A 23,261-nucleotide genomic window follows, 5' to 3' on the forward strand; every position below is an offset into this window, starting at 1 on the left:
AGGGCCGCGTCGCGAGCAGGGAGCAGGGAGCAGGCTGACGGCAGCACCCTGTGAAGGGCAATACTGCCTAGGCGAGCGAGGCGGGGGGAAGGACGATGGCCTTTCCGGAGATCGGGCCCGCGGCGGCTTCGGCATGCAGGGCCGGCAGGTCGGCCAGTGGCACCCGCCGGGCGATGTCGACGCGCAGCTCGCCGGAGTCGACCAGTGCCACCAGCTGCGCCAGCTGGGCGGCGTCGCTGTTGACGAAGAGGTCGATGCCGCGCACGCCGCGTTCCTCGTCGGACGGAGCGGGCATCCACACCGTCGTGTTCACCACGACACCGCCGTCGCGGACCACACCTGCCAGCGCGGCCAGCTGCGCCGGATCGACCGGCGCGAGGTTGAGCACGACGTCGGCCGGCTCAGCCAGTTCGGGAAGGCCGTGGCCGAGAAGCTCATCGGCGCCGGCCGCCTTGACACGCTCACTGCTGCGCGGCCCGGCCGTGGCGATCACGTGGGCGCCGGCGTGCTTGGCCAGCTGTACGGCGTAGCCGCCGACCGCGCCACCCGCGCCGTTGACCAGCACGCGCTGGCCGGCGCTCAGCCCGGCGTGGTCGAAAAGGGCCTGCCAGGCGGTGAGGCCGACCAACGGCAGCCCGGCGGCATCGGCCAGCGGAATGCTCGTGGGCGCCCCCGTCAGGATTCCAGCCGGCGCGAGGACGTATTCCGCGGCCGCGCCGGCGCCGGTCATCGGCAGGAATCCGACCACACGGTCACCGACCTCGACGCCGTCCGCGTCCTCGCCCAGCGCGTCGACCGTGCCGGCGACGTCGATGCCGGGGGTGTGAGGCAGAGCCACCGGGATGGGGCCCTGCATGAAGCCGGCACGGATGTTGCCGTCGACCGGGTTGAACGATGTCGCAGCCACCCGGATCCGGACCTCTCCGATGCCGGGGACCGGCTGTTCCACCTCCTCGTAGCGCAGGACGTCCGGGGTGCCGTACCTGTGGAAACGCACTGCCTTCATGGCATGCCTCAACTTTCACAATGCGGGAAACGAACTGATTCAGATTTGAATCAGTTGTGGTTGGAGCACGCTTCGACTTCGAAACGATGCTCAGAGGTGTGAGAGAGCCGAAAACCGCTAAGGGGCGACAGCGGCCAGGAGCTGGAGCTTGCGATGGCTCGGAGAACCGGGTACGGCGGTGAACACCAGCAGCTGCTGGCACTGCTCGGGATCCACCAGCATCTCGGAGTAGAGCTCCAGTTCCCCCAACTCGGGGTGCAGGTAACGCTTGAGGTCGTGGTGATGTGTCACCCCCACCTCGTGCAACCGCCAGATCTCCGCGAACTCGGGACTGGCATCGAGGAGGGCCGCGACGATCTCACCGGCCTTCCCCGTGGGATCGGCCGTGTAGGCGTCCCGGATCTCCGCGGCGAAAACCCTGCCCCGCAGCGAATGATCCTCGACGGGGTACAAGCCGCGGACCTGCGGGTCATGAGTGAACCAGCGGTAGACCAGGTAGCGGGACAGACCCGAATACCGGGTGAAGTCACCGAGCAGCGCAACCGCCGGACGCGTCTGCAGCAACGCCTCACCGAACCGTGACAGCACGATGGCGGGCACGTCCGAGAGGCCGGCGACGATCCGCATCATCGTGGGCCCCACATGGTCATCACGCACGATCCGCCGGGGCGCCGCGATCCCGCCGAGGGCGAAGAGATGGTCACGCTCGCTCAGGCTGAGCCGCAACGCCCGGGCCAGCGCGACGAGCATCCGCTCCGAGGGCGCCGGACCACGCTGCTGCTCGATCCGGCTGTAGTAGTCGGCCGACATATCGGCCAGCGCCGCCACCTCCTCGCGCCGCAGCCCACCGGTGCGGCGCCGCTGCCCGCGAGGAAGCCCGACATCCTCCGGCTGCAACACCTCACGACGTGCGCGGAGAAAATCTGCCAGCAGCGCCCGGTCCATCGTCCGTCCTCCCCTGTTCGACACACCCATCCTGGCGCAAACCGAAAACCAGATGAAGGCCGACTTTAACCGCGGACAAGTTGTCCCTGGCTGGGCTTCAGTCGGCTCGCCCGGGCCTGCGTATCTGCCTGTCGGACGGGTACCGTCCCCAACTCCACGGGCCCTGCATCTCGATCAGCTCGGCCTTGAAGGTGCCGTTCAGTGGCTCGGCCATCGCGTTGCCATGGCTGTCGGAGTGCCTCACCAAGATCCGGACCAGGCGCGGACCAACTCGGCTTCACAGCAGACGACTCCATCCTTTTAACGCAGGTCAGAGCGAGGTCAGGCGTGTACCACCAGCAGACGAAGAACCTGCTGGTGTCGTATTCGCCGAAGAAGCTGGGCTTCTTCTAGAGCCTGAAGTCGGTCGCCTGACCGTGCGGTCAGCGTCGATGGGCTCGGACTTCTGCCGCAGGAGCTCCCGCGGTCGAGCCGGGCTCATCGAGGAAGGCAGTGGTCAGGGTGCGTTGAACAGGGTGGGGAAGCGGGGGGCGAGCCAGGGTTTGCGGCCCCAGGCGAGCACGTCTCCGCGTGCCATGGCCTGCCACGGGCCCAGACGTCCCAGCGCGATGAGAAGGAAAGCAACCGGCGCGGTGAGGATGGTGCAGTCCGAACGCTCCGGCAGGTCAGGAAGCACCTCGACCGTGCCGTCGGTGAAGGTGACGCCGAATGCCGCGCCGCCCCGGATGCGCAAGGTGTAACGGGCCGTCAGCGCGGAGGCGGCGGCGATGCGCGGCATTGCCGTCTTCAGGAACGGCAGGCACAACCCGACCCGCATCTCGTTGATCATGTGCGGCCGGCGCAGCCCGCGGGCAAGATCGTAACCGTGGCCCAGCATGTGGGTCAGCAGGTACGAGGCGAGTATGTCCTGGTCCATGGGACCGAGCGGGGTCAGGAGCGTCCGGCCCGCGGTCCCGTCCGCCACCGCTCGGTCCACCGCGTCCAGGAACACGTCGGCCTGTTCCACGATCATCGCGGCCAGCGGTTGCGCCCCGCGCTCGGGAAACTCGAGGAGACTCTGCGCATTGGCCGCCGCGAGGCTCTGCGGCGTGCCGTCCCCGTAGAGGCGTTCTCGGCCGGCCGCGAGATCGGCCATCAGGCCGTTGGCCAGTACCAGGTGGGCGGCCGTCTCGCCGACGGTCCACTCCAACCCCGGTACAGGGACGGTCATGTCCGTCGCGCCGTCCAGGAGCGCGGCGACGGCACCGGCGGTCTCCCGTATCGCCTGACCGAGCCCTTCCGGCAGGGAGTCCCTGGTGCCCGTCCGCGTTCCCCGCTCCACGCCGCTCGTTCTCCTCGTGTCTCCGTGATCACGCACTTGTAGCGCGGTACAAAACCAGACCCTCAGGTCCAGGGCAAGGTCCTGACACCCCCATGTCGGGCACTTCAAGAACCGAGACCACCGGGAGAACGCACTCACCGACCCGGTGCCCACGCCGAACGGTCCGCAGCCGCACCACCTTCACAAACGCGGTCACCGTCATCACCGCCCCGGGCGTCTCCGGCACCGCCACAGTTTTCTCCGCGGACATCGTTCCGGCGCCGGCGGGCGACACGGCCAAGAGTCGCGGTGCGAGCGGCGAGAAGTACGGCGACGCGGACGAGAAAGGCGGACGCGACAGCGGACGCAGGGGCCGCTCCCTGCGCCTCAGCGGCACCAAGGACGCATCCGCCACGACCAGCGCGGATCCACGGCCCCGCCGTCCGGGCACCGACCGGGTTGACGGTCCGATCGCGCCTGGACGGCCTGGCCTGCTCCTGGACGCGACGCCTCTGTCAGCAGATCCGCGGCAGCTGCTCCCCGATGGGTAGATCGACCACCCGCGTCCCTCCCAGGCCGGTCCGTGCCACGACCATGCCGGGATGCGCCTCCACGGCCTCTCCGATGATCACGGAGTCCGCGCCCAGAGGATGGGCACGCATCGCCTCAAGGACGGCGTCGGCCTGTTCGCGCGGGACGAAGGCCACCAGCTTGCCCTCGTTGGCGATGTACATGGGGTCCAGTCCGAGAATGGCACAGGCATTGGCCACGGCCGCGGGGACCGGAACGGCGCGTTCCTGGATGACCACCCCGGTCCCGGACGCCTGCGTGATCTCATTGAGCGAGGCCGCCAGGCCGCCCCGGGTGGGATCGCGCAGGACGTGCAGGTCATGGGTGACGGCGAGCATGGCGTCGACCAGCCCGCCGAGCGCCGCGCAGTCGCTCTTGATCTCCACTCCGAATTCCAGGCCCTCGCGAACGCTCATGACCGCCACCCCGTGGACACCGATGGCGCCGCTGACGATCACCACGTCGCCGGGGACGACCCGCTGAGGGCGGAGATCGACGCCCTCCGGGACGAGACCGATGCCTGCGGTGTTGATGTAGATCCCGTCGCCGTGACCGGCCTCCACCACCTTGGTGTCCCCGGTGGCCACCTCGACGCCGGCGGTGCGCGCAGCCGCCCCCAGTGCCTGGGACACCCGGGTGACCACATCCAGCTCTACGCCCTCCTCCAGGATGAATCCGCAGGAGAGGTAGGCGGCGCGGGCGCCGCTCATGGCGAGGTCGTTGACGGTGCCGTTGACCGCCAGGTCGCCGATGCTGCCGCCGGGGAAGAACAGTGGCCGCACCACGTATGAGTCGGTTGAGAACGCCAGCCGGGCACCGCCCAGGGCGAGGACGGCGGCGTCACCCATCTGGGCGAGTACCTCGCCCCCGTAAGCGGGCGCGAAGATCTGCTGGACCAGTTCGGCGGAGAGCACTCCACCGCCACCGTGGCCCATGACGACGCGCGGCCGGTCCCGCAGGGGCGCCGGACACGTCCACGCCTCGACGTCCAGGACGGGGAGATCGGTGGTGTCAGACAACGGGGGTCGCCTCCTGGGCCCTGGTGGCGGGCATGTCCAGCCGCCGGTAGAGGTAGTACGCGGCGCAGGCGCCCTCGCTGGAGACCATGGTGGCCCCCAGCGGTGTACGAGGCGTGCACAGGGTGCCGAAGGCCTCGCACTCGTGCGGCTTGAGCAGCCCCTGCAGGACCTCTCCGCTGCGGCACTCGGCCGGTTCCTGCGTGCGGATGCCCTCGACGGAGAACCGGTGCTCGGCGTCGTGCGCGCGGTACTTCGGCGCGAGCCGCCAGCCGCTCCGTGGGATCACCCCGATGCCGCGCCAGGCACGGTCGGTGACCTCGAAGACGTCCTCCAGCATGGCCCGGGCGGCCGGGTTGCCCTCCGCGCGGACGGCACGGGCGTAGGCGTTGTCGACGGTGTGCTCACCGCGTTCCAGTTGCCTGACGGTACGGCGCACGCCTTCGAGGATGTCCAGTGGCTCGAAACCCGTCACGACGATCGGCACCCGGTGGCGCTCCGCCAGTTCCGGGTACTCCTCCATGCCCATCACGCTGCAGACATGGCCGGCCGCGAGGAAGCCCTGCACCCGGCAGCTCGGCGACGACATGATGGCCTCGATGGCGGGCGGTACGCGGACATGGGAGACCAGCATGCTGAAGTTCTGGATGCCCAGCTTCCGGGCCTGATGGACCGTCATGGCGTTGGGGGGTGCGGTCGTCTCGAAGCCGATGCCGAAGAACACCACCTCGCGGTCCGGGTTCTGCTGGGCGATCCGCAGCGCGTCCAGCGGTGAGTAGACGACGCGCACGTCACCGCCCTCTCCACGGACCTGGAACAGGTCCCGTCCGGTGCCCGGCACGCGCAGCATGTCACCGAAGGAGCAGAAGATCACCTCCGGCCGGGAGGCGATCTCCAGAGCCTTGTCGATGACCTCCAGCGGGGTCACGCACACCGGACAGCCGGGACCGTGGATCAACTCGACTTCCTTCGGAAGGAGTTGATCGATTCCGTGGCGGATGATGCTGTGCGTCTGCCCTCCGCACACCTCCATCAGGGCCCACGGCCTGGTCACCGTGGAGTGGATGTCGTCGAGGAGCCGACGCGCCAGCTCCGGGTCCTGGAACTCGTCGATGTACTTCACTACTTGCGCACCTCTTCCACCGGGTCGACGCCCGCCTCTGCCGCCGCCATCTCCCAGGCGTCGCCGAACTCCTCCTGCAGCATGCCGAGTTCGGCGAAGAGTTCGAGTGTCTGCCGCGCCGACTCCTCGTCCAGCCGTTGCAGGGCGAACCCGACGTGGACGATGGCGTACTCGCCGACCTGGAGGTCGGGCAGGTACTCCAGGCACACCTCCTTGACCACGCCGCCGAAATCGACGGTGGCCATCCGGGTGCCGTCCCGTTCCTCGATGTCCAGCACTCTGCCGGGTACCGCCAGGCACATGAGCCTCTCCTCGCTGTGGGTCGCGCGTTTGCTCAGTCGGTGGGAGTGGGAGCGGGAGCGGCGCGGGCGGCCACCATCAGCTGGCCCAGCGCCAGGCCACCGTCGCCCGGCGGCACCAGGTGGTGCCGCAGGACCGTGAAGCCGTCCTCCCGCAGGGCGGCGGCACAGGCCGAGGAGAGCAGCGTGTTGGCGAACACGCCTCCCGTCAGGGCGACCGTGTCCAGCCCGTACTGCTCTCGCGCCCGCGCGCACATCCGGTGCACCAGGCCGGTCACGCCCCGGTGAAAGCGCGCGGCGACCAGGGCAGGCTCGACGCCCACGCGCAGGTCGCCGACGATCTCCGCGAGTACGGGTGCCGGATCGGCCCGTACGGCGCCGTCCCGGTTCTCCTCCGACGTGTGCAGGGCGAACGCGTACGCGGTGGTGTCCTCGGCGGGTGCGTGCAGGGCCGCCCCCTCCAGTTCGACGGCGGCCTGTGCCTCGTATCCGGCTCGGTGGCACACCCCGGCGAGAGAGGACACGGCATCGAAGAGCCGGCCCATGCTGGACGTGGGGACACAGTTGAGGGCCCGCTCCAACTGCCGTTCCAGGAGGTGGAGTTCATCGGGCGGGCAGGCGGTCGTACAGGCGAGCTCGTCGGACCAGTCGATCCCGGCCGCCCTCAGATGGGCCAGCGCCATGCGGTACGGCCGGCGCACCGCGGCGTCACCACCGGGCAGTGGAACATATGCGAGATGTCCGAACCGGGTGAAGCGGTCGTAGTCCGCGAGCAGGAACTCCCCGCCCCACACGGCGCCGTCGTCGCCGTGGCCCGTGCCGTCGAAGGCGACACCGATCACCGGCCGGGTGCCGTCCAACCCGTGCTCGGCCATGGCGGCGGCGATGTGCGCGTGATGGTGCTGGACGCGTACGACGGGCCGGTGCACCGCGTTCCGGTCGGCCCATCCGGCGGAGCGGTAACCAGGATGCCGGTCGGAGACCAGGGCCTCGGGCCGCACTCCCGTGATGGACTCCAACTGCGCCGCCGCGTTCTCGAAGGCCCGTTGGGTGCCGACGTCGTCCATGTCGCCGATGTGCGCCGACAGCCAGGCCTGACGGCCCGCCCCCAGACAGAAGGCGTTCTTCAGGTCTCCGCCGACGGCGAGGGCCGGCCGCACGGGCAGCGGGAGGGAGAGTGGCAACGGGGCGTAACCGCGCGAGCGGCGGATCACCAGTGGCTCCCCGTCGCAGACGCGGACCACGGAGTCGTCGCACGGGACGTGGATCGGCCGGTCGTGTGTGAGCCAGGCGTCGGCCAGGTGCGCGAGCCGCTCCAGCGCCTCGGTGTCGTCGGTGACGATCGGCTCACCGGACACGTTGCCGCTGGTCATGACGAGCAGCCGGGGGCCGTCCGGGTCGCCGCGCAGGCCGAGCAGCAGATGGTGCAGGGGCGTGTAGGGCAGCATCACGCCGAGGTCGGGGCTGCCGGGTGCCACGGCCTCGGCGGGCCGGAGGTCCCCGGGGGCGTACGACGGGTGCGGGCGCCGCCTCACCAGGACGACCGGCCTGGCAGGGCCTTCGAGCAGGCTCCGCTCCGCCGGGCTCAGCCGTACGAGGTGACGGACGTCGTCCGCGGTCCTGGCCATGACGGCGAACGGCTTGTCCCCGCGCGCCTTGCGTCGGCGCAGGAGGGCGACCGCCTCCTGGTTCGAGGCGTCGCAGGCCAGGTGGTAGCCGCCCAGGCCCTTCACGGCGAGGATCGCACCCCGCGTCAGCAGCGCCCGGGCCTCGGTGACCGGGGCCGCCCCCTCGACATTCCCGAGCCGTGTCTCCTGGGCGACGACCAGCCGCAGACGCGGCCCGCAGGCCGGGCAGGCGACCGGCTGCGCGTGGAACCGGCGGTCGGCCGGATCTGCGTACTCCCGGGCGCAGTCGGGGCACATCGCGAAGCCGGCCATGGTGGTGTTGGCCCGGTCGTACGGCACGCCGGTGACGATCGTGAAGCGCGGGCCGCAGTGAGTGCAGTTGACGAACGGGTGCCGGTAGCGCCGGTCCGCCGGGTCGGCCAACTCGGCGAGGCAGTCGGCACAGGTGGCGGAGTCGGGGGAGACCAGGGTGCGGGCCGGTCCGCCGCTGCGGGAGGTGAGGATGGTGAACGCGGTGCCGCCGACGGGAGGCATCTCCCGGTGGTGAACGGACTCCACGCGGGCCAGCGGCGGTGCCTGGGCGGCGATCAGGTCGCAGAACCGGGCCACGGCCGACGCGCTGCCCTCGATCTCCGCGACGACGCCCTCCGGGGTGTTGGTCACGTGTCCGGCCAGGGCGAGTTCGGTGGCGAGGCCGTAGAGGTAGGGCCTGAAGCCCACGCCCTGCACCACTCCCCGGACGGTGACCCGGCGGCGTCGTGGGGTGTTCTCGGCGACGGCGGTCGGAGCCTGCGGACCGCTCACGAGTGGATGTGGGCCATGGTGCCGGTGGCCTCCGTGTGCGCGTGGGTGTGACCGGGATGATGGGGCGGCCGGGCCATGACCGGCAAGTGGACGGGGGCACCGTCCGCGGCAGCCAGCGACCGGTCGAGCAGCGTGCCGAGCCCCTGCCCCCGGCGCGCCGAGGTCAGGACCACCTCGACTCCCGGGTTGACCTGCTCCACGTTCGCGCGGAACGCGGCCTCGTCGAATTCGACGGCCTCCGCGATGTCGGTCTTGGTGACCACCACGAGATGGGCGAGGCCGAAGGCGGTGGGGTACTTGAGCGGCTTGTCCTCACCCTCCGTCACGGAGGCGAGGGTGACCCTCAGTGTCTCCCCCAGGTCGTAGGAGGCCGGGCAGACCAGGTTGCCGACGTTCTCCACGAACAGCAGCCGGGTGTCGTCGGGCAGCCACCCGTCCAGGTGCCCGGCGAGCATCCCCGCCTCCAGATGACACAGTCCGTCGGTGAGCACCTGCTTGACCGGGACGCCCGAACGCGCCAGGCGTGCCGCGTCGTTCTCGGTGGCGAGGTCGGCGCTCAGCGCCGCGACGGGAACGGACCGCTCCCGTGCCCGCAGCAGTTCGCGCTCCAGCAGCGCGGTCTTGCCGCTGCCCGGACTGGACAGCAGGTTGACGACCGCGGTGCCGCGAGCCGCGAGGTGAGCGCGCAGGTCGTGGGCGCTCGCGTCGTTCTTCGCGAGTACGGCCTGCCGCAGGTCGACGACACGACACATGGTTCAGCGCTCCTCGGAGATCGGTTCACGGGCGGGCGTGTGCGTGGGGCTGTGCTTGTGGCCGGCCTCCCAGTGCACGTCGAGGATCTGCAGTTCCCGGCCCGCGAGCAGGTCGGTCTGCGTCCCGCCGCACGCGGGGCAGGTCAGCCGGGGCGGCATGCCGACGGCCCATTCGTGTGCGCAGGGCATGCAGTGGGCCCGCCCCGGCACCGCTTCGGTGACGAGTTCGGCGCCTTCCAGCAGGGTTCCGGCACAGGCCAGTTCGAAGGAGAAGGCGAGCGCATCGGGTACGACACCGGCCAGTTCGCCGACCTGGAGCCGTACCGATCGCACCGCCGTGATCCCTCCGGCCCGCGTGGCGGCCTCTGCCACCTGGTCGACGACGGCCAGCGCGACGGACATCTCGTGCATGGGTCTCCGTCCTTCCGCAGGCTGCCTCCGCCGGGCTTCATTAGAGGCGGGCGCTCACCGGTCGCACGGCCCGGCACGCCGTCACCGGCTCGGAGGTACGCCGTTCGACGCAACCGCACGGCACACCCGGGGCGTCCACGGTTCACATCCGCCGGATCCGCAGGTAGCGCCGGAGGTCGGGAAGCACCTCGGCGACAACAGCGACCAGGGCGGCGAGGGCCGCTCCGCCGATGACGATCTTCTTCATCCCACTCTCCTCATGTCGAGATCCCACCGGCCGTGGCCCGCGGCGCGGACTCTCCCGGCTCCCCGTGCCTCAGCAACTCTTCGATCAGCCGGACGGCCTCCGGCACGGCGTCGGACACCGGCGGGCTGAGACCGATGCCCTCGTCCACCGAGGCCGGTTCGCATCCCACGACCAGGACGCGGCGTGGTGGCTCGCCGCCGGTCCCGGCGCACAGGGTGCACAGCAGCGCCAGGACGGTGTCGGGGGTCATCCGGTGGCCGTCCAGTGCGGGGGCGGCCGGTGCAGGGCTCCCTCCGCCGACGTCGTGTTCGATCACGTACAGCGTGCCGGGGGCCTCGCCGCGTGCCGTGGCGTCCACGAGGACGAGGGTGTCGTAGCCGTCCAGCAGCTGATAGGCGAGGTGCACCCCGCGCACCCCGATGTCCACGACCTCGACGTGTCCGGGCAGGTCGCGCTCGGCGAGCCGGCGTGCGGTCTCCACCCCGAAGCCGTCGTCTCCGAGGAAGACGTTGCCGATGCCCGCCACGAGAGTCCTGGGACCTGGCGGTGGGGGAAGGCTCATCCGTCGTCCTCCAGCGGGGTGATCTCGTCGGGCTGGAAGTACAGGAACCGCCCCTGCTCGCGGCGGATGTCGGCGCCCGGGTCGCCCTCGACGGTGACCGCCAGGTGCACCCCGCCGTCCACGTCGTGCAGCACCGCCTCGACCTTCGCCGTGCGGCCCCGCAGGAAGAGGTCCTGCGCGTCGGTACGCCGCAGCCCCGGACGCAACTCGACGCGGCTGCCCTTGCGCACCGACCGGCCGTCCACGACCACCCGGTCCTGCGCCGGGTCGAAGCCCGCCTCGCTCGCGGGGTCCCACCAGGGGGTGTCGGGCCGCTGCACCCCGTACTCGTCGGGGAAGCCGCCGTCCGATGCGGTGGGGCCCGGACCGGTCACCTCGCGCAGGCTCCGCACCGCACCGTGCAGACGTTCCAGAACCTCGGGCGGCATCGAGTCCGCCAGCTCGATCACGGCGGCCGCCCGCTCGTCGGTACCCCGGGCCTCGCGTTTCTCCTCGTCGGTGAGGGCCGCGGTGCGCAGCGCGAGGATCTCGTCGATCTCGGTGGCGTCGTAGAGCGCGCCGGGGCTCTCCGGCGCGATGGCCGGATGGTCCTCCAGGATGATCGGCGAGGACAGCACGAGGTCGGCGCGGCCGGGTTCGCCGGCGAGTACGGGCCAGGTGTGCAGGTTGCGGCAGGCGGCGACCGCGCCCTTCGCCCACTCGGGGGGATCGGTCATCGACAGGAACGATCCGGCGCTGAGGGCCATGAGGAGGTGGGTGGCCACCAGGGAGTGCGACAGCGCCGCCTCCCGGTCGGCGCCGCGGCCCTCGGGCGGTGTCCAGTCGCTGGTGTTCTCGACGACGGCGGTCAGCCGCACGGCCCGGTAGGGGCCGTCGAGTTCGCGGGTGGACAGCCGGATCGTCCCGCTGATCTCCTCGCAGCGCCGGACCAGTCGGCCGACGGTACGGCCGGCCTCGTCCAGGACCGGCACGGTGTCCTCGCGGGCGGGAAGCCGGAAGGGATACGTGACGCCGTCGCCGAGGAGTTCGTCCACCGACGCGACCACCTCGACGCGCTCCTCGCTTCCCTCGTCCCAGGGCACCAACACCCGGTCGTCGAGGCGGAGTTCGGGCACGGTGTCGAAGCCGCCGTCCGGACGGGCCCGCTGCACCGTGCGCCTTCGGGCGTGCAGGAAGCGCACCTCGACCGAGAGGGTCGCACCCGCCTTCGGTTCCATCAGGCATTCGGTGTGCTGGAAGTCGTGCTCCTCGCATTCGGTGCCCCAGCCGGGCGGCACGAGCACCCCGAACTGCCAGCGCAGCCGGTTCTTGGCCGCCGAGGCACGGTAGGGGTAGAGCACGTAGCCCTCGAAGAGGACGGCGTCGGCCACCTGCCGGGCGCGGGCGAAGCGCTCCTCGGTCTCGGGGGCGAACGCGGTCACGGTCACGGATCGGTCCTTCCGGTGGTGGCGGTGAGGGCGCGCAGCGGGTCGTGCGCGGGCGGGTCTGCACCCTCCAGCAGCGCCGCGACGGTCGCCTCCCAGGAGGGCAGGGCGTGCCGGGAGCGGTAGGCAAGGAGGGCGTCCATGGTGTCGCGGGGCAGCCGGATCCAGCCGCAGCCGGGGAAGTGCTGCTCGACCATTTCCCGCCAGACGGTGACGGGCATCCGGAAGGCTGCCTCGCGGTCCCACGGGACGGGCTCCACCTGGAAGCCGCCGGTTCCGGTGAACGCCGTACCGGAGAAGAGCATCAGCAGGGGGACCTCGCCGTCGGTGAGGGCGTCGAGGTAGCGGGTCGCGGCGATGTCCATGTCGTAGGTGCAGGGAACGACGAGGTCCGCTTCGGTCTCTCCGATGAAACCGGGGACCATCAGCGAGACCTGGGCGAACTGCACCGGCTGGAGGGTGCTGCCCCAGCGTGAGCGCTCGCCGAACAGGTCCGCGAGGCCGTCGGCCTCGTCGGACGCGTAACCGCGGCGGGCGGGTTCGATGCGGATCTGGCAGCGCAGTGCGAGGGCGTGCACGGGGGTGTGTCCGGAGGCGGTGACGCGCAGCCGGAAGACGAGGGTCGGTCCGGCGGCGTACCGGTCGGCGCGAACGCCGGTGCAGGTGAAGGAGAACTCGGTCACCGGCGCACCGCCTCGTCCACGGGCCGGGCGCGTTGCGCGACGTCCGCGAAGAACGCGTCCAGCGCGGCGCGGGCCTCGGCTCCGCCGTCGAAGCCCTGCCACAACAGGCGCATGCGGCCGACGAGTTCGTAGCAGACGTCGATCGGTACGAGGTTGCACTCGCAGCCGCCGTCAGTGCGGCGCAGCAGCAGCGCCTCCACATCGGCTTCGAGCAGTCCGGCGAGGCGGCTGCCACCGAGGACGTCCGTCCACGTGGCCGGTTCGAGTTCGCTCTCGGTGGCACCGGCCGGGCTCGGGTAGAGGGCGACCAGCCGGTCGAGCGCCGCGTTACGGAAGAGGAAGGCGACGCCGACCGGGATCTGCAGCGCCTCCCACGCGCTCTCGTCGAGGCGGTGTCCGGGGTCGGTGAGGTAGCGGGCCGGGACCGTGCGGAAGCGGCCCGCGGCGGCGCCCGGCTGCTCCATCAGCAGCGCGCAGGGGGTGCAGGCGCAGACGAGGGCGCGTTTCTCGGTGTCGACGAGATGACGGTGGCCCGCCTGCACCGCCGCGGCGCACAGTTCGCACCGTTCGGGCTGCGGAGGCTTCTCGGTGAGGAACCTCCGCAGGCCGGGCGTGCGCGTCGCCGGGGACGCCGTCATCGGGCCCCCGCCGGTGCCGTGCCGATCTGCAGGAGCGTCGGCCCCGCGGGTGCGGTCTGTACGTCGACCGCCCTGACCTCCGGTGCGAAGCAGGCGAGCGCCGCCTCCGCGGCCTCGCGGGCGCCCGCACCGGAGCCGGAGCCACAACCGCAGCCACCGGTCTCCCGGGCCCGCAGTGTCAGCGTGCCGCTCTCCTCGTCGAAGTCCACGACGTCCAGGGCGTGTTCCCGTACGACGTCGAGGGCGCGGGCGATGCGGGTGTCGCGGTCCTCGGGGTGCAGGTCGTGCAGGACGAGCAGGCTCGCGACCAGTTCGTCACCGAGCAGCCCCGCCGACGCTTCGCCGGGAGCGGAGGACAGCAGGTGGAGGATGCGGGCCAGGCCGGCGCCGTAGAAGTCCATGAGGGAGCGGACGAGTTCCTCCGCCGCCGCGACGGCGGCCCGGTCGCCGCTCGCGGTCAGCCGCTCCAGCACCTCCTCGACGCGGCGTCCGGTCTGCTCCGCGTTCACCGCCACTGCCGCGGTCGCCCCGCTCATCCGCCCAGTCCGCTCAGGCCGGTGGGCACGTGCATCGACTTCACCGTCTTGCCACCGCCGACGTACATGTGGACGCCACAGGGCAGACAGGGGTCGAAGCTGCGGACGGCGCGCATGATGTCGATGCCCTTGAAGTTCTCCGGGGTGTTCTCCTCGAAGATGGGCGTGTTCTGCACGGCGTCCTCGTACGGGCCGGGCGTGCCGTAGGTGTCCCGGACGCTGGCGTTCCAGGGGGTCGGCGGGTACGGGTGGTAGTTGGCGATCTTGCCGTCCCGGATCACCATGTGGTGGGAGAGGACACCGCGGACCGCCTCGGTGAAGCCGACGCCGATGCCCTCGTCCGGAACCTCGAACTTCTCCCAGGTCTGGGTGCGTCCGGCGCGGACCTCCGCCAGGCCCTTCTCCGCGAAGTGAAGAGCGACGGCGGCGGAGTACGCCTGGAAGTACGTGCGGGCGCGGTTGCGCTCCAGCGCGTTGGACCACTTCGGGATCTTCCACTCGAAGGTGGTCTCCGGTTTGGTCATGGTGCGGGGCAGGTTGATGACCACGCTCTGGCCGGTGGCCTTGACGTACCCGATGTCGACGAGACCGGACAGGGCGGTCGACCACAGGCGGGCGATGGGGCCGCCGCCGGTGTCCAGGGCGAGGTGGTCCTTGCCGTCGAACCAGCGCGGGGACATGACCCAGCTGTACTTGTCGTCGAAGTTCCGCTTCTGCGGGGTGGGGATGGTGTGCTGGTTCCACGGGTGGCGCGGGTCCACCGGGTTGCCGAGCGGGTCGTGGGTCACGAACTGCTCCTGGCCCTGCCAGTCCTCGTAGTAGGAGCTGCCCAGCAGGATGCGGATGCCGAGGTTGATCTCGGTGAGGTCGTTGGTGACGAGCTTGCCGTCGACGACGATGCCGGGCGTGACGAACATGCGCCGACCCCAGTCGGTCATGTTGGCGTAGGTGAAGTCGCAGTACTCGGGGTCGTTGAGCGCGCCCCAGCAGCCGAGCAGGACGCGTCGGCGGCCTACTTCCTCGTACCCGGGCAGCGCCTCGTAGAAGAAGTCGAAGAGGTCGTCGTGGAGAGGCACGACGCGCTTCATGAACTCCACGTAGCGCATCAGCCGGCTGAGGTAGTCCGTGAAGAGCTGCACGGAGGCGATGGTTCCGACGCCGCCCGGGTAGAGCGTGGAGGGGTGCACATGGCGGCCCTCCATCAGACAGAACATCTCGCGCGTGTAACGGCTGACCTGGAGGGCCTCGCGGTAGAACTCCCCCTCCAGGGGGTTGAGCGAGCGCATGATGTCGGCGATCGTGCGGTAGCCGTGCTCCGCGGCGTGCGGAGCCTCGGTGCGCTCGGCGAGTTCGAGGACGCCGGGGTTGGTCTCCTTGACCATCTTCTCGCAGTAGTCGACCCCGACCAGGTTCTCCTGGAAGATGTTGTGGTCGAACATGTACTCGGCGGACTCGCCGAGGTTGATGATCCATTCGGCGAGGTGCGGGGGCTTCACGCCGTACGCCATGTTCTGCGCGTACACCGAGCAGGTGGCGTGGTTGTCACCGCAGATGCCGCAGATGCGGCTGGTGATGAAGTGGGCGTCGCGGGGGTCCTTGCCGCGCATGAAGACGCTGTAGCCGCGGAAGACCGATGAGGTGCTGTAGCACTCGGCGACTCGCTTCTGCTTGAAGTCGATCTTCGTGTGGATGCCCAGGCTGCCCACGATCCGCGTGATCGGGTCCCAGGCCATCTCCACCAGGCCACTGCCGTCGCCGGCCGCCTTCGTCTTCGGTGCCATCTGTGTGCCGTGCCCTTCTTGCGCGGGAGGTTCGTGTGGGGGGTGCATGCACGGAGCGGGGAGCGGATCATCCGCGGCGGATGCTCACCACGGGGGGCGGTATCCGGTGGTGATCTTGTCTCCGGTACGGCGCCACTTGGGTTCCTTGTCCACCGTCTTGGCCGTGATCGACCGCAGCTTGCGGACGACGGCGCCGTAGGCTCCGCTGGCGCCGCTCGACACCTTGGCGCCGGGGGGCTCGTCCATGAACGGCATGAACTTGTCGGGGAACCCGGGCATGGTGCAGGCGATGCAGATGCCGCCGACGTTGGGGCAGCCGCCGATCCCGTTCATCCAGCCGCGCTTGGGCACGTTGCACTTGACGACCGGACCCCAGCAGCCCAGCTTGACCAGGCACGTCGGCGAGTCGTACGACTGGGCGAACTCGCCCTGCTCGTAGTAGCCCGCGCGGTCGCAGCCCTCGTGCACGGTGGCCCCGAACAGCCAGGTCGGGCGCAGTTTGTCGTCCAGCGGGATCATCGGGGCGGCGCCGGTCGCCTGGTAGAGCAGATAGGTGAGCGTCTCGGAGAAGTTGTCGGGCTGGATCGGACAGCCGGGGACGCACACGATGGGGATGCCCGCGTGGGACTTCCAGTCCCAGCCGAGGTAGTCCGGCACGCCCATCGCACCGGTCGGGTTGCCCGCCATGGCGTGGATGCCGCCGTAGGTGGCGCAGGTGCCGATGGCGACGACCGCCAGCGCCTTCGGGGCGAGCCGGTCGATCCACTCGCTGGTGGTGATCGGCTGGCCGGTCTCCGGGTTGTCGCCGAAGCCGCACCAGTAGCCCTCGGGCTTGATCGCCTCGTTGGGGACGGAGCCCTCGACGACCAGGACGAACGGGTCGATCTCGCCCCGCTCCCCCTTGAAGAACCATTCGATGAACGTGTCCGAGCCGCCGACCGGACCGCACTCGAAGTCGATGAGCGGCCAGTGGACGGCGATCTTCGGAAGCCCCGGCAGCACACCGAGCACGATCTCCTCGATGCTGGGCTGCATGGCCGCCGTCAACGCGACCGAGTCGCCGTCGCAGCTCAGGCCGGCGTTGATCCAGAGAATGTGGATCGTGGGTGTCTCGTCGGCGGGCGCGCCGCTTGCGTCCGCAGCGCCGACCGTGTCCGGCGTCGCCTCAGTCATGGGACCGCCTCCTGGGGAGGTAAGGGATGAAGGCCTGTATTTCGGCCATCACTTCTTTTCGTATCAGCCGTTCGACCGTGATGAGACGCCATCGAGGGCCATTGCGGTGAATCGGTGGCGGAGGGGATCGGACCGGTTTACGCAACCGCGGCGGGACCGGGCCCCAAGTGCGGCGGGGTGCACGCCGGCCGCACCTTGTGCACGAAGGAACGACGCAGAGCGTGGTACGGGGCATCCGGGTCGTCGAAGGTCCGGCGCATCCGGGCCAGCTCCTCCTCACGGAAGCCGGCCAGCGGGGTCGCGCTCTCCAGCCGGTCCAGCTCCGTCTTCTTCGCGGTGATCCGTGACGCCGTCGCCGGAAGTGACGCCAGACGCGCCGCCAGGCCACCGGTCTCCCGCGCGAACTCATCAGGACCGCAGTCGACCACCCTGTCGACGAGCCCGAGGCGCAGTGCGCTCGCCGAGCTCACCGGCAAAGCCTCACGCATGAGCCGTTCGGCGGTCGCGGGACCCACCCTGCGCGGCAGGGTGTACGTCCAGTACTCCGAGCCGTACAGGCCCATCAGACGGTAGTGAGGGTTCAGTACGGCGCCCGAGCGGCACCAGACCTCGTCGGCCGCCAGGGCCAGCATCACCCCGCCCGCCGCGGCGTTGCCCGCGACCGCCGCGACCACCAGTCGGTCCGTCGTCGTCAGGACCGCCTCGACCAGATCGTCGATGGCGTTGATGTTCGCCCAGGACTCGGCAGCGGGGTCGTCCGCGGCCTCGATGACGTTGAGGTGGATCCCGTTGGAGAAGAAGTCCCGTTCGCCGCCCAGCACCAACACCGACGTGGGCCGCGCGCACGCTTCCCGGTAGGCGTCCAGCAGGCGTCGACACTGCTCCGCGCTCATGGCGCCGCCGGGGAAGGAGAACGAGAGGAAGCCCACGTTCCCGTCCTCCCGGTAGCGGATGTCCGTCCAGGTGCGGTGGCTCACCTCGGGCAGCAGGGGCAGGGCGTGCTCGGGCAGGGGCGGCAGCCGGTCGCCCAGGGCCCGCACGGCGGGCAGTTTGAACGTGGGCGGCTGCCCGGGGCCGCGCCGGGGTCGCAGTTCGGGGATCCACACGGCGCCGTCCTTGGTGGCCCGGCAGACCGCGCCGGCACGGGTGGCCAGCAGCTCGCCCGGGCGGCCACGCAACACGCTCTCGGGGTGACCGCCGTGCAGATACCACTCACCGCCGAGCAGTGTGTCCAGCACACCGGGCTGCGAGTCCGCCGCCCTCAGCTTGAGCAGGACATCCTGTGTGGAGTCCTCGGCCCAGTCGATTCGCCGGATGCTCTGGTCGAGGTAGGGGCGGGGACGCAGGCGGGCGTCGGCCGTGCGTGCCACGTCCTGCTTGCGTGGTACGTGGGTTCCCTCGGCGAAGCGCTCCACCGCGAGCATGACCGCCTCGAGCGCGGCGTCGGCGATCTCGCCGCGGTACAGCTCGCTCTTGGGAACCGGAGGGACCCGGCACGGCACGCAGGCCCACACGTCTCCGGCGTCCATTTCCCCGTCGGCCTGCAGGACGGTGACGCCCCACTGCTCGACGCCCTCGTGAATCGCCCAGTCCAGGGAGGAGGGTCCGCGGTCGCCCACCGGCCCCGGATGGACGATGAGGCAGGTGTGCGCTGTCCATACCTCCTCGGGAATCGCCGTCTTCAGCATCGGCGCCACGATGAGCTGTGGTGCGTGCCGCCGCACGGTTTCGGGCAACGAGCCGCCGGGCAGGGCGAGTTCCACCGCCACGGCGTGGCCACGGTCGCGCAGCTCGGCGTGGACACGCTGGGTGAGGCTGTTGAACGCACTGGCTAGGAGCAGGATGTGCACGGCTGCCTCCGGGGCGGACGAACGGCAGGCAGCGATGGCCGCCGAACGCGATCCTCGGGCAACGCGACCTGCCGTCCCCGACGGCAGGCGGTGAGATCATCCGAAAGCGGGCGCCGATCCGCCGTCCGGCCTCACCGGCCACGGCCGGCGGTGGCACCGACGGCCCGGCTCACCGAGTCGGCCGCGCGGTAAACGATCATGTTCGTCGCAGGCCGCTGGTCATGCGCTCCCACCGGGAGCGGGTGGCGCCGAAGTGGGTCTCATGTGTCCAGATGTGGGTGCACGAGCGGCACTGCAGGTGGAGCAGGCTGCCGACGTGGGAAAGCAGGTAGCGCCAGTGCTCGGAACAGGTGCGCCCCTGTTCGCAGGTGGCGCACCCGCGACGGTCGTCGCAGTTCGGGCAGGCCACCCAGGCGCGACGCCCGATGTCCGCCTGCGGGTCAATCGGCAGCATCGCCGCCCCCTCTCCGCGGCAGCACACCGGCAAGGACCAGCTCGTCGTACATGCGCTGTTGTTCGGCGCTGAGGCCGGAATACAGCAGCTCATACGCCGCTTCCTCGCCGCGCAGCGCGGCGACGGGGTCCCAGTCGGGTCCGAGTGCGTCCAGGACATGAACCCGCCGGAGCAGTTCATGGGAGCTGAGGTCGACGTCCAGGTCGACCGTCGGGAACGGGTCGGGGCGGTCCGCCGCGGGCGTGCTCTGCGCGGCGGGTTCGTCCGGTTCGCCTGGGACGGCGCGGCCATGGGAGGGCATGCGACCGAACGTAGGCAAGTGCTTCTCGCCCCGGCAAGAGCAGGTGGGAGAAGTCACAGCAGGCCCCGCGTCCCCAGGCGACGCGCGATGGCTACCCGTACTTGCCGGGTGGAGCCGGGCGCGTTCCCCGCGCAGCACGGATACGCGCCGGGAAGAGGACCCTCTGCGGACCTCGGCCCGATCCCCTGGCCGACGCACCGGATGCGGCTCAGTGCGGATCCCTCGAACACGCTGCGGCGCAGGCCCACGTCCCTTTCTGCAGGCGCCTGGCTCCAGCGCCCTCGGCGACCCTCAGGCGGTCGGCTCGTCCGCGAATTGGTTGGTGTCGAAGAGCTGGTTGATGTGTCCGCCGAGTTCGGACCAGTGCTGTCCGGAGAGTTCGGCGGCGGCGCGGGCGTTGCCGGTGGCGCAGACGTCGACGAGCTGGTCGTGGTGCTCGATGGTGTTGCGGCCGCCGAGCAGGGTGGAGAACTTGCGGTAGAGGATGCGGTGGATCTGGGGGTGGAGCTGATCGACGATCCGGCTGAGTACGGGGTTGTCCGCCGCCGTGATCGGAACGGCGTGGAAGTGGTCGTCGGCGGCGAGGGCAGCCGTGGTGTCGTTGCTGGCGACGGCCTGTTCGAAGGCGCGGTTGGCGTCGCGCATGCGCTTCAGGTCCTGCTCGGTCATGACCGGTACGGCGGTCTCTATGGCGAGTTGGTCGAGGGAGCGCAGGACGGCGAGGGTCTTTCCGACGTCGCGGCGGTTGAGGGTGGTGATGCGGGTGTAGACACCCGGCTTTGCCTCGACCAGGCCGATGTCGGCGAGCCGGGCGAGCGCCTCGCGCACCGGGGTGCGGCTGAGCCCGAGACGCTCGGCGAGCTCGCCGTCCTTCACCTTCTCTCCCGGGACGAGTTCGCCGCGCACGATGGAGTCGCGCAGGCGGTCGAAGACCTCGTCACTGAGGAGGCGGCGGGAGACAGGACTGTCGAGTGACATATTGCGTACGATACATCGCTTGCGATCCCGGTCCATCCGCCTCGCTCTCACTTCGACTCGCCTGCCCTCCTTCTCATGCGGCTCCTCATGCAGCTCCTCATGCGGCACGGGCCCGGCGGACGAGGGCCCGGGCCAGGATGACCGCCGGGTCGATGAGGGGGACGTCGACGGCGTCGGCGGGCAGGCCGAGGGGGATCTCGGTGCAGCCCGCGATGATGGCTTGCGCGCCCTGTCCGGTCAGCTGCAGTGCGGCGTCGGCGAGGGGTGCGGTCGCCGCGCCGTTCTTGCCGGCCTTGACGGCGCGGATGGCGGCCATGACCTCGTCCTGCCGGCTGGTGGGGTCGGGCAGGGCGAGGCGGATGCCGTAGCGGTCGAGCCATTCCTGGTAGAGGCCGGCCTGGACGGTGCCGGTGGTGGCCAGCAGCCCCGCGGTGCGGACGGTCGGCCGCAGGGTGGCGAGATGGCGCGCGACTTCGCCGATCATGTGGACGATCGGCAGGCCGACGTGGTCGGCGATGCGGGGCACGAAGGCGTGCGCGGTGTTGCAGGGGATGGCGATGACGGTGGCGCCGGCCTCGCGCAGGACGCGGCTGCCGTTGAGGAGCCAGGGGGTGGGGTCCGTGCCGTTGCCGAGGAGGGCCTCGGTGCGGTCGGGGATGGTGGGATCGGACCAGATGACCGTTCTGAGATGGTCCTGGTCGCTGTGGCCCGGAGTCATCGACACCAGCTTGGCGTAGAAGTCGGCGGTGGCCGCCGGTCCCATGCCGCCCAGGATGCCGATGACCTCCGTGGTGCCGGTCGGGCTGGTCACTGCGCGGTGTCCTTCTGGAGGGTGCGTTCCAGCGACGGCTCGGGGCTGGTGGCGGCGTCGCCGGGTGCGGCCGCCTCGTCGGCTTCGTGGGCGGTCTCGCCGGAGCCATGTTTGACCTCGCGCCGCTTCTCGGAACTGTCGACGACGGCGGCGGCGAGCGAGTTGCCGACGACGTTCACACCGGTGCGGGCCATGTCGACGATGAAGTCCACGCCGAGGAGCAGGGCGATGCCCTCGGCGGGCAGCCCGATGCTGTTGCCGGCCGCGATGAGGACGACGACGGAGGCGGAGGCGACGCCGGCCATGCCCTTGGAGAGGATGACGAGCACGCCGACCATGAGGAGCAGGGCGGGCAGGGAAGTGTCCGCGCCGTAGGCGTTGGCCAGGAAGACCAGGGCGGTGGCCTGGTAGAGGACGGAGCCGTCGGTGTTGAAGGAGTAGCCGAGGGGGACGACGAACGAGGTCGTGGACCGGCTCAGCCCGAAGGCTTCCAGCTTGACCATGAGCGGGGCGAGGACGGATTCGGAACTACGGGTGACGAAGGCGATCCCCGCCAGATTGGCGATGGACTTCAGCAGTTCGACGTAGCGGATGCGGAAGATCGCGGCGATGAGGGGGAAGAGCACGCCGATCACGATGACCAGGCCCGCGTAGACGACGGCGATGAAGCCGGCGAGGCTGCGCAGGTTGGCGAAGCCGTAGTGGGCGACGTCGTAGGAGATGAATCCGAGAACGCCCAGGGGCGCGACACGGATGACGTAGCCGACGACCTTGAACATCACTGCGGCGACGGACTCCAGCACGGAGGCGAAGGGGGCGGACTTCTCCCCGACCGCGGCCATGGCCACGCCCACCAACAGCGCGAAGACGATCGCGCCGAGCAGGTTGCCCTCGCCGAACGCGGCGAAGATGTTCTTGGGTACGGCGTTCAGGACCAGCGCGTGGAAGTCGATGCCCTGGCCCAGACCGCTCAGGTCCTTGGCGTCAGCCCCATGGACGGGGGCACCCTTGCCGATGCCGGTGAACTTGGCCAGGCCCACCGCGATCAGGAGGATGACCGTGGTGACGAGTTCGAAGTAGAGGATGGCCTTGCCCGCGATCCGGCCGACCTTCTTGACCGACTCCATGCGGGCGATGCCCAGCACGATGAGCGGGAACACCAGCGGCAGGACCACGACCTGGACCAGGTTGAGGAAGACGTCGCCAAGGATTTTCATCTGCTCGCCGGCGTTCGGCGCGAGGGAGCCGATCAGGGCTCCGAGGCCGACGGCGATGATCGACTGAACGCCGATCGGCATCCGAAGACATCGCCGCAGAAGTCCTCGACGGGGCGCGGTGCGGGTGCCGGGGCTGGCGGCTGGGGCGTGTGGTGCGGCCATGGCTACCTCCTGGGGTATCCAATATATTGCGCTCTGCGTATTGGCCAGTAGATTGGTCCTCAGAACAGACACCTGTCAAGGGGGTTCCGGGCGTTCCGGGGGTTTGGGGTTCCGCACCCGGCACGCCGCAAGAAGCCGGCGGCTATGACGAGGGGCGGAGAAGCAGAGATGGCACCCGCCAGGCGTGTCGAGCACGAACTCGTCGGGGACAAAGGGGTTCCGGCCACCGGCTACTACGGCGTGCACACGAGGTAGCCGCGGAGAAGTTCGTTCGCGGTAGAGACGATCTTCCGGACCGGACCGGGCCGGACCAGATCGGACCGAATCGGGCGGCGCGGAGCTGTCAGGCGCGCGTCCCTGCCCGCCGGGCACCCTGGACGACTCGGGCAGGGACGTACGCCTGCTCATGGTCACCGTGGCGACCGGTCGCCGAACGCAGCGGCGTGATCAACCGGTCGCACCGGCATCTGCACGGACTGGACCCGGCATGGGAAGCACGGGCCTACCGGGAGTGCCGCCGCCAAGCCAGGGGCACCACACCGAATCGACCTGCGTCCTCAAACGCAGGCATTGCGCAACGGCCGCTCGGC

General features: G+C 70.4%; 23 protein-coding genes. All 23 read right to left on the reverse strand.

The genetic code is table 11. The features are described 5' to 3' along the window. Window positions 1-67: 67 nt before the first annotated feature. The 23 genes from OG870_RS06250 to OG870_RS06355 all read right to left on the reverse strand — a co-directional run bounded on the left by OG870_RS06250 (window position 68) and on the right by OG870_RS06355 (window position 22,590). On the reverse strand, window positions 68-1,006 hold the full coding sequence (locus tag OG870_RS06250; RefSeq protein WP_266586472.1) for an NADP-dependent oxidoreductase: 939 nt from the start codon (window positions 1,004-1,006) through the stop codon (window positions 68-70). A 117-nt stretch (window positions 1,007-1,123) separates the two neighbouring features. Continuing rightward, window positions 1,124-1,951, reverse strand: a complete 828-nt coding sequence (locus OG870_RS06255) for a helix-turn-helix transcriptional regulator (RefSeq protein ID WP_266527060.1) — start codon at window positions 1,949-1,951, stop codon at window positions 1,124-1,126. 496 nt (window positions 1,952-2,447) lie between these two features. Further along, window positions 2,448-3,272 (reverse strand): maleylpyruvate isomerase N-terminal domain-containing protein, encoded by an 825-nt coding sequence (locus OG870_RS06260; RefSeq protein ID WP_266586470.1) that lies wholly within the window; start codon window positions 3,270-3,272, stop codon window positions 2,448-2,450. A 494-nt stretch (window positions 3,273-3,766) separates the two neighbouring features. Continuing rightward, the gene (gene hypE, locus OG870_RS06265) at window positions 3,767-4,840 is read right to left on the reverse strand and encodes a hydrogenase expression/formation protein HypE (RefSeq protein WP_323179396.1); all 1,074 of its coding nucleotides are present in this window, start codon (window positions 4,838-4,840) and stop codon (window positions 3,767-3,769) included. After that, entirely contained in the window at window positions 4,833-5,960 is a 1,128-nt protein-coding gene (gene hypD / locus OG870_RS06270; protein WP_327690740.1) for a hydrogenase formation protein HypD, read from the reverse strand. Before hypD ends, hypE begins: the two co-directional genes overlap by 8 nt. Next, window positions 5,960-6,262: a HypC/HybG/HupF family hydrogenase formation chaperone gene (locus OG870_RS06275; protein ID WP_266527069.1), complete on the reverse strand. Its 303-nt coding sequence runs from the start codon at window positions 6,260-6,262 to the stop codon at window positions 5,960-5,962. Before OG870_RS06275 ends, hypD begins: the two co-directional genes overlap by 1 nt. Before the next feature lie 32 nt (window positions 6,263-6,294). Further along, window positions 6,295-8,691, reverse strand: a complete 2,397-nt coding sequence (gene hypF / locus OG870_RS06280; protein WP_327690741.1) for a carbamoyltransferase HypF — start codon at window positions 8,689-8,691, stop codon at window positions 6,295-6,297. Beyond that, window positions 8,688-9,443 carry a hydrogenase nickel incorporation protein HypB gene (hypB, locus tag OG870_RS06285; protein ID WP_327690742.1) on the reverse strand — a complete coding sequence of 252 codons (756 nt, stop codon included), beginning with the start codon at window positions 9,441-9,443 and terminating at the stop codon, window positions 8,688-8,690. The genes hypF and hypB overlap by 4 nt, the downstream gene beginning before the upstream one ends. A 3-nt stretch (window positions 9,444-9,446) precedes the next feature. After that, a complete protein-coding gene (locus tag OG870_RS06290) occupies window positions 9,447-9,854 on the reverse strand; it encodes a hydrogenase maturation nickel metallochaperone HypA/HybF (RefSeq protein WP_327690743.1) in 408 nt (135 codons plus the stop codon). Between the two features lie 142 nt (window positions 9,855-9,996). Then, window positions 9,997-10,101 (reverse strand): DUF6893 family small protein, encoded by a 105-nt coding sequence (locus tag OG870_RS48120; RefSeq protein ID WP_373314921.1) that lies wholly within the window; start codon window positions 10,099-10,101, stop codon window positions 9,997-9,999. A gap of 10 nt (window positions 10,102-10,111) precedes the next feature. Continuing rightward, entirely contained in the window at window positions 10,112-10,663 is a 552-nt protein-coding gene (locus tag OG870_RS06295; RefSeq protein ID WP_266586464.1) for a hydrogenase maturation protease, read from the reverse strand. After that, window positions 10,660-12,090, reverse strand: a complete 1,431-nt coding sequence (locus tag OG870_RS06300; protein ID WP_327666598.1) for a hypothetical protein — start codon at window positions 12,088-12,090, stop codon at window positions 10,660-10,662. Before OG870_RS06300 ends, OG870_RS06295 begins: the two co-directional genes overlap by 4 nt. Continuing rightward, on the reverse strand, window positions 12,087-12,770 hold the full coding sequence (locus OG870_RS06305; protein ID WP_266527086.1) for a DUF6084 family protein: 684 nt from the start codon (window positions 12,768-12,770) through the stop codon (window positions 12,087-12,089). Before OG870_RS06305 ends, OG870_RS06300 begins: the two co-directional genes overlap by 4 nt. Beyond that, the gene (locus tag OG870_RS06310) at window positions 12,767-13,408 is read right to left on the reverse strand and encodes a DUF5947 family protein (RefSeq protein ID WP_266527087.1); all 642 of its coding nucleotides are present in this window, start codon (window positions 13,406-13,408) and stop codon (window positions 12,767-12,769) included. The genes OG870_RS06305 and OG870_RS06310 overlap by 4 nt, the downstream gene beginning before the upstream one ends. Continuing rightward, window positions 13,405-13,944 carry a hypothetical protein gene (locus OG870_RS06315; protein ID WP_266586462.1) on the reverse strand — a complete coding sequence of 180 codons (540 nt, stop codon included), beginning with the start codon at window positions 13,942-13,944 and terminating at the stop codon, window positions 13,405-13,407. The genes OG870_RS06310 and OG870_RS06315 overlap by 4 nt, the downstream gene beginning before the upstream one ends. Next, on the reverse strand, window positions 13,941-15,725 hold the full coding sequence (locus OG870_RS06320) for a nickel-dependent hydrogenase large subunit (protein ID WP_266527089.1): 1,785 nt from the start codon (window positions 15,723-15,725) through the stop codon (window positions 13,941-13,943). Before OG870_RS06320 ends, OG870_RS06315 begins: the two co-directional genes overlap by 4 nt. Before the next feature lie 84 nt (window positions 15,726-15,809). Further along, complete coding sequence (locus OG870_RS06325; RefSeq protein ID WP_266527090.1) at window positions 15,810-16,898, reverse strand: hydrogenase expression protein HypE; 1,089 nt, start codon at window positions 16,896-16,898, stop codon at window positions 15,810-15,812. Between the two features lie 137 nt (window positions 16,899-17,035). After that, the gene (locus OG870_RS06330) at window positions 17,036-18,748 is read right to left on the reverse strand and encodes an enoyl-CoA hydratase-related protein (protein ID WP_266527091.1); all 1,713 of its coding nucleotides are present in this window, start codon (window positions 18,746-18,748) and stop codon (window positions 17,036-17,038) included. A gap of 196 nt (window positions 18,749-18,944) precedes the next feature. Continuing rightward, window positions 18,945-19,202, reverse strand: a complete 258-nt coding sequence (locus OG870_RS06335; RefSeq protein WP_266527092.1) for a hypothetical protein — start codon at window positions 19,200-19,202, stop codon at window positions 18,945-18,947. Further along, window positions 19,189-19,503: a DUF6400 family protein gene (locus tag OG870_RS06340; RefSeq protein WP_266527093.1), complete on the reverse strand. Its 315-nt coding sequence runs from the start codon at window positions 19,501-19,503 to the stop codon at window positions 19,189-19,191. Before OG870_RS06340 ends, OG870_RS06335 begins: the two co-directional genes overlap by 14 nt. Window positions 19,504-19,794: 291 nt before the next feature. Beyond that, complete coding sequence (locus OG870_RS06345) at window positions 19,795-20,481, reverse strand: GntR family transcriptional regulator (protein WP_266527094.1); 687 nt, start codon at window positions 20,479-20,481, stop codon at window positions 19,795-19,797. Between the two features lie 97 nt (window positions 20,482-20,578). Further along, entirely contained in the window at window positions 20,579-21,292 is a 714-nt protein-coding gene (locus tag OG870_RS06350; protein WP_266841650.1) for an aspartate/glutamate racemase family protein, read from the reverse strand. Further along, a complete protein-coding gene (locus tag OG870_RS06355; RefSeq protein WP_266527096.1) occupies window positions 21,289-22,590 on the reverse strand; it encodes a dicarboxylate/amino acid:cation symporter in 1,302 nt (433 codons plus the stop codon). The genes OG870_RS06350 and OG870_RS06355 overlap by 4 nt, the downstream gene beginning before the upstream one ends. Window positions 22,591-23,261 lie beyond the last annotated feature (671 nt).

Origin of the sequence: Streptomyces sp. NBC_00461, assembly GCF_036013935.1 — a bacterium.
In the GTDB taxonomy this organism is placed as follows: domain Bacteria; phylum Actinomycetota; class Actinomycetes; order Streptomycetales; family Streptomycetaceae; genus Streptomyces.